This is a genomic window from Bacillus sp. AF62 (assembly GCF_050312695.1).
Lineage (GTDB): Bacteria > Bacillota > Bacilli > Bacillales > Bacillaceae_G > Bacillus_A > Bacillus_A cereus.
In genome coordinates, this window is record NZ_JBNPJZ010000302.1 from 1 (window position 1) to 275 (window position 275).

Below are 275 nucleotides of genomic sequence, written 5' to 3' on the forward strand. Positions count from 1 at the left end.
GTTACAGTGAATGTTTGATCCTTTTGAATTTGTGACTTCTGAAGCTCAGTTAACGTACCTTGAACTTGGAATGGATCTTTAGAAGCTACTTGTAAAAACGATTTTCCTTGACCACCTAACGCTTGAGATGAACTTTGTGCCGCATCTTTATCTAACTTTTGAACAACACCAGCGAAATTACTATAAATCGTAAGTTCTTTCTGCTTCTTACTTAACTCTTCTTTCTGCAACTTTCCTTTTTCTTTCTCAAGATCAGTTGTCTTTTGAGCTATCTC

At 36.0% G+C, this 275-nt stretch carries 1 pseudogene; it reads right to left on the reverse strand.

Annotated features, from left to right (window positions below):
* Positions 1–275, reverse strand: a pseudogene (locus ACQRBL_RS32840) (efflux transporter periplasmic adaptor subunit); the annotation flags it as partial.